Raw genomic sequence first — 5,925 nt, forward strand, 5'->3', positions numbered from 1 at the left:
GATTCCCTTCAGTGGCGACGCAGTCGTCCGTGGCGTCGGTGGCGTTTGGTGTCGATAGTTGCGGTGTTCTGGCTGCTGATTCCAGTAGGTCATGGTGTGGGTCGGCTTTTGACGCACCTGACGCATCACTCCCCTTCCGGCATGAATCCGATAACCGTGAGCCCCACCGTCTCGCCCTTCCGAACGCAACCCGCACCGAGCGGCCTGACCGTCGGCCCCGGTGGAGTACTGAGCGCCAGCGGTAACGGGGAATCTCGAACCATCGCATGCAATGAGGGCACCCTTCGGTTGTCCGGAAACAGCAACACATTCACCGTCACCGGTCATTGTCGCAAGGTGGAAGTCTCGGGGAACTACACGCATGTCACCGTCGACAGTGCCGACACCATCGATGCCGGCGGCATCTACACCGTGACCGTCTACCACTCGGGCACACCCAAAATCACCGAGTCCGGGATCGGCGTCACGGTGAATCGGGGCTGACCACTAGAAGCTGTTGCCAATCAACGGATTCCGTGAAGTTGCCGGCCTGGAACCGTTGGTTCCTACAGCGCACATTGCTTTTCCGTTGATTGGTCAGTCGGTTTTCTGCCAGGGCTGGCAGCTATGCGTCAAGAACGCTTTGTCTCCAGGCTGCAGCGCGACTACCTGAGGGCCCGTGCTGATGTTGTTATCGATGATGTCGGTCGGATTAAGACTGTTCAGCCTGGCCCAATAGCAGTCGGATTCTCCCTCACTGCTTTTTCCGTCGGAGCGATAGGTGCCGAGCACGATGTCGGTACCGACTCGATAGGTGCCATCGGTCTCCATAATCGTTTTCGGTAGGTGCGCCGCCGGCGGCGCATCGGTCACTGTCACGGTTTCGGTGATGACCGGTTGCACTGTGGACGTCACCGTCGCCACTGTCTGGCCCGGCGGCGCGCAGCCGACGAGCAGTGTCACCGCTCCCGCGATAGCAACTTTCTTTCCCTGCACTGAAGGAGGGTAAGCATGCGAGCCCAGCTGGCGCACTTTTTGTGGCGAGGGACCGTGCCTCCGGTACAGGGCGGTGCCTCCTCAACAACGCCAACTCCCTGAGCCATGCCGACCCGATTCGCCGGTGCCTCAGTGTTCGGCTGTCGGCGGCGCCGTTTCTATGGTGGTCAGTTCGGTGAGCCCGCTGATCCTGAAGACGGGCATCAGGAGGGGGCGGACGATGAGGTGGATGTCCTCCGCGTGGGTGAACAAGGCGTTGATGGCGGCGCTGTCCAGGTACTCCACCGCACTGAGGTCGACGGTGAGCTTGCCGCCGCTTTTAGCGGCCTCCGTGCTGGCGGTGGTGAGAGCTCGCTCGAATGTTTCGATATTGCTGAGGTCGATTTCCCCTGCTGCGGTCAGCACGAGTTTTCCGTCGTTGCCGCGTGCGGTGTCGAGGGTGAGCGGTGCGGACATCAGGTGATCCTCGCAGCGAGCTGAACTGTGGTCCCGGCGGCGTCCGGGAGGATGCTGACGTCGTGCATGAGCCCTCGCATGAGGGCGATACCCCGGCCGCGATAAGAGTCGCCAGCCGGTTTGGGAGGTTTCCACGAACCCATGTCGGTGACAGTCACGTGGACCTGATTAACCAAAACGGTCGCATCCAAGCGAATTGTGCCCTCGGGCTTGTCCCGGTGACCGTGCTCAATGGCGTTGGCGACCGCTTCTCCGGCGGCGACGAGCACGTCCATCGTCTGATCCGGGTCCACCCGGGCTCGGCTCAACCAACTGCGCAAGGCGGTGCGGGTCGGCGCGAGGTGGCTAACGTCGGCCGGAAACTTCAGCTCCAGCGGGGCGGGATGGCGGTAGAGCAGCAGCACGACGTCGTCCTGATAGCCGCCGTCTGGCGCCAGACGCGACATGATCTGGTCCGCCAAATCATCCAGACCGGAGACGCGGCCTTCCTGGACCAGGGCGGCGGCCCGCGAGATTCCCTGGCCCAGGGCGATGCGGCGACGCTCAACCAGGCCGTCGGTGTAGAACAGCACGGTCGCTCGCGCCGGCACGGTCACGTGAGCTTCCGGGCGCGGCCAGTCGGTTCGTACTCCCAAAGCAATGGTGTGGCCGTCGTCCAGGATCCGGGTCGTGCCGTCGGCGTAGACCAGGATGGGCGGCGGATGCCCCGCACTGGAGTACACCAGCTCACCCGTCTCGGTGTTGAGTACCGCGCAGACGGCGGTGGTGCATTGGGCGCCGGGCAGTCGCGCCGCGAAGCGGTCCAATCCCGCGAGAGCGGCCCTGGGGCTGGGGTTCTCGAACAGCAGTGCGCGGCAGGCGCTGCGCACCTGCCCCATCACGGTCGCGGCGGCCAGGCCGTGGCCGACACAGTCGCCGACTATCAACGCGATGCGTCCGTCCTCGAGGTCGACGACGTCGTACCAGTCACCGCCCACCTGTAGGGGCGGGCTGGCGGCCTGATAGCGCACCGCGAACCCCCGCGGTAGCTGAGCAGGCCCGAGGATTGCGTGTTGCAACGCCAGCGCGGTTTCGCGCTGCTGGTCCACCTGGTGCACCCGCTGCAGGCCCTGGCCGAGCCGGCCTGCGAGCACGGTGAGCAACGTCTGATCCTCGAGGGTGAACGGCCGTTGCTCGGCCAGATCGATCCGGACGACGAGCACGCCCTCGGGATGCTGCAACGCGATGCCGGCCGTCCCCGGCACTGCTGCGTTGGGAGTAAGTAGGTCGCCGTCGCGCAATGCGCTCAGCATGTGTCTTGTCTGGGATGGCAGGTCGGCCCACCGCGCGGGCTCGCCGACCGACACCACCTTGGGTGCGCCTTGGCTGGTTTCGGTGGAAGGACGGTGGGCCGGAAAGGTGACGGCCAGAACGCGGCGGGCCCGCCAGAGTCGACGCAGCTCCTCGGCCGCCGCGCGCACCGCGTCATCGACCGTGTCCGCTTGGGCGAGCTCCTGGTTGAGGGCATGTTCGCGACCTGCTGCCAGGGCCAGCGCAATAGCAGCGTGCCGGGCGAAGTCGCTGACCAGCTCGAGGTAATCGTTGTCGAACGGCGGCTGCTGCGGGCGGCGCGCGACAGCGATCACACCGAGCACCCTGCCGTCCGCAATCAGCGGCATGACGATCGCCGAGCGTTCACCGACGTCGGTGAACCCCTGGATCGGATATTGGAAGGAATCGGTGATCAGCGGTTGACCGCGACGCGCGACACCGCCCGTGGTGGAGCCCTCCATCGGAACCTGCTGGCCAATGACCTGCGAGGCGTACCGGCCCGCCGTAGCGGACACGACAAGGGTGTCGACTTCATCAGCGGGCAGATTGGGCTCCCGCGGAACGAGCAATATCGCCTGCTCGGCATCGGCCAACTCCAGCGCCAGGTTCACGATGAGCTGCAATGGCCCCGTCTGGGGGTCACCGGACAGCAGCGCGGTCGTGATCTCCCGACTGGCCTTCGTCCATTTAGCCGATTCACGTTCTCGCTCGAACAGTCGCGCGTTGTCGATGGCGGCGGCGGCCGCAGTGGCCAACGCCCGCACGGCGGCCTCTTGGGAGTCAGAAAACACGCGGCCGGGCCGGTCGTCGGCAAGGTAGAGCGTGCCGAAGTCTGCTGCGCGCACCGCGATCGGTATGGCCAGGAGTGCCCGCATCGGCGGGTCGTGGGCGTGCAGCCCGCTGGCCTGCGGATGCGCGGTCAGATCGTCGACACGAAGACCCTCACCTACCGCCAGATCGCCGAGCCGACGTGCGGTTTCGTCGTCAATTCCTGCCCGGACGAAAGAGACCATGGTGCCGTCGGAGCCGCGTATACCCAGCACTCCATAGCGGGCGCCGGTCAGTTCCATCGCCGCATCGACGATTCGACGCAACGTTGCGCCCAGGTCCAGATCGGAACTGATCTCGACGATGACCCGTACCAGGTGTTCCATCTGGTCGCGGGCTACACCGAGCTCGTCAAGCTCTTCGCGCATCCGGCTTGCAGGCTCGCCGCGGTCCTGCCGGGCGAATGCGGATTCACCCGGGTCGTTGTCCATAGATACAACTTAATTGCTTGGTTCCGGACGTCTGCCGTTTCGGCGTCGGTGCGACGTGCCGGGAGGATTTCCGACATTCGCACGGCGAGAGTTATTGTCCTGCAGGGTCTTTTAGGCGATTCCTCTACTGCGGGCTCACCCAGTGCTGATTTTCTCGTTCAATGGCGCCACACCGTTCGTCTCTGGGCTGGCCTCCAGCGAATTCTTCGCATCCTGATATGCGGACTCAAGAGCGGCCGGAACCGCTTCTAGGTCGCGGTAGACGCGCATCAGTTGCTCGAGGACCTGGATTCGTTGCTGCCTCGCCTCGACCACCGCGCGCCGCGCCTGCTCACGGTAATGATCAGCCTCCTGCTTTGCATCGGCGAGGAGTTGCTCACGCTCCTGCTGGGCGTCCTGCCAGGCTGCCTCGATTTCCGATTTTGTTTGCGCGCGCATCCTGCCCAGTTCGGCGTCGAGCTTGTTCTTGGTTTGCTCATACTCAGCTTCCAGAGCGTTTCGCCTTGCGGTCAGGTCGGCCAGTAGCTCTTCTTGCTTTTGCTGCTCCGCCTCGGCTTCGGCCTTGGCTGCCGCGATCAGCGCCTCTGCCTCGGCACGCGCCTCGGCCTGCATCTCGGAAACCTCGTCCACCGCGCGCCGCAGCATCTCCCCCATCCGATGTTGCACTGCGTGCGGCGAGGGCGAGGTGTCCCTGAGGACGGCGATTTCTTTGCGCAGCGCGGCTGTTTCGGCGTCGCATTCCCTCAGCCGGGCCCTGAGGCTCTCGACGTCGTTGAGCAGCAACTCCTGCTTGATGGTCAACGCCTCGATGTGGGCATCAACCGCGGCCGGAGCGTAGCCCATGAACGTGCGAGCAAACGTCTTTGCGGATTCGGTGTTCACTGCCACTTCCCTTCTGAAAACGCCTGGCAGACTCGGCGAAACCGCCTCCCGGGCGTCGAGACTATGTCACGGTCTTGGGTCGGCGCCGACACGAGCGCTCATCGCCGAGGGTAGCCGTGCAAGCGGTACCGCGGCCAAGACGTCGGCGGCCGACTGCCTACCGCGCAGTGCCTACCGCTTGCACCCAACGGTCAGGTCCGCGCTCCGCTTCCGCGACTGATCATCCAGGCCACGAAGACCACAGCGATTGCCAATGCCCCGTAGCCCAGCACCGAGGGCCACCACGGTTCGCTGGGTTGACTGGGCTCCTCGTAGCCCGCCAGTGCCACTAAGAAGCTGCCATTGTCGGTCGGGCCCACGCCCGGCAGCGACTGGGTCTTGGTGATCCTGATCTGGGCGCTGCCGCTCGGATCGCTCGTCTGACCCCAGGCAAAAGTGGAGTCGTTGAGTAGTAACGTGTCCTGGCTGCCCGCGGGTTGGCTATCGTCGCGGCCCACCACCACCACTTGGCCGACTTTGACGACCTGGTTACGGGCGGGAACATCGGCCAAGACGTCCTGGTAGACCTCCGGGGGCGCTGGCGGGGTGTAGTCCGGTGGCGGAGGGCCCTTCCAACCGTCCGGCGGAATCCAGGCCCCACCGTTGAAGCTGCCCGACGCCAGATAGCTGCCGCCGACCGCTGTGAACGGGAACACGCCCGCGGTGGCGACGTCGAGCACGACCCGGCCCCCGGCCGGCACATACGCCTCCCGGTAGGCGCCGTTGTAGAAGTAGCGGAAGGTCATCGGCTGATCGAGCGGGTTGTACAGCGCCGGGCGGTGGTAGACGTCGTAGTCGACGTAGTCCCAATGTCGCGGGCGCGCCAACGACTTATTGTCGGCCTTGACGATGTCAACGTTGGCGTTATGGGCGTTGACCACGTCCTGCACCTGGTGGTTGAAGTCCACCACCTGCAGCATCTGGTGCGTCGTGCGGAAATCAATCCGCGTCGCCGGTGCGTTTTTCGCGGCCGCGACCGCCTGCGGTGGCGCATCTAAGCTCT

General features: G+C 64.9%; 6 protein-coding genes. 1 reads left to right on the forward strand and 5 read right to left on the reverse strand.

Translation table 11 applies throughout. The annotated features are described in order from the left end of the window. The coding region (locus VFA16_RS09815; RefSeq protein WP_324967626.1) for a DUF3060 domain-containing protein at positions 1–483 on the forward strand (483 nt) is incomplete at its 5' end. A gap of 93 nt (positions 484–576) precedes the next feature. Here the strand turns inward: VFA16_RS09815 and VFA16_RS09820 are convergent. From VFA16_RS09820 to VFA16_RS09840, 5 genes are all read right to left on the reverse strand, one after another. Beyond that, positions 577–975, reverse strand: coding sequence for a hypothetical protein (locus VFA16_RS09820; protein WP_324967627.1), 399 nt, complete (start codon positions 973–975; stop codon positions 577–579). A 129-nt stretch (positions 976–1,104) separates the two neighbouring features. Next, entirely contained in the window at positions 1,105–1,431 is a 327-nt protein-coding gene (locus tag VFA16_RS09825) for an STAS domain-containing protein (protein ID WP_324967628.1), read from the reverse strand. Beyond that, the gene (locus VFA16_RS09830; RefSeq protein WP_324967629.1) at positions 1,431–4,001 is read right to left on the reverse strand and encodes a SpoIIE family protein phosphatase; all 2,571 of its coding nucleotides are present in this window, start codon (positions 3,999–4,001) and stop codon (positions 1,431–1,433) included. The genes VFA16_RS09825 and VFA16_RS09830 overlap by 1 nt, the downstream gene beginning before the upstream one ends. Before the next feature lie 135 nt (positions 4,002–4,136). Beyond that, complete coding sequence (locus VFA16_RS09835) at positions 4,137–4,844, reverse strand: cell division protein DivIVA (protein ID WP_414687683.1); 708 nt, start codon at positions 4,842–4,844, stop codon at positions 4,137–4,139. Between the two features lie 230 nt (positions 4,845–5,074). Then, on the reverse strand, positions 5,075–5,925 hold an 851-nt coding region (locus VFA16_RS09840; protein WP_324967631.1), incomplete at its 5' end, for a hypothetical protein.

The organism is Mycobacterium sp. (assembly GCF_035653355.1).
GTDB lineage: Bacteria > Actinomycetota > Actinomycetes > Mycobacteriales > Mycobacteriaceae > Mycobacterium.

Coding starts and splice junctions, on each gene's coding strand:
- VFA16_RS09825 (WP_324967628.1), bottom strand. CDS start 1,431: ATGTCCGCACCGCTCACCCTCGACACCGCACGCGGCAACGACGGAAAA.
- VFA16_RS09830 (WP_324967629.1), bottom strand. CDS start 4,001: ATGGACAACGACCCGGGTGAATCCGCATTCGCCCGGCAGGACCGCGGC.
- VFA16_RS09835 (WP_414687683.1), bottom strand. CDS start 4,844: ATGGGCTACGCTCCGGCCGCGGTTGATGCCCACATCGAGGCGTTGACC.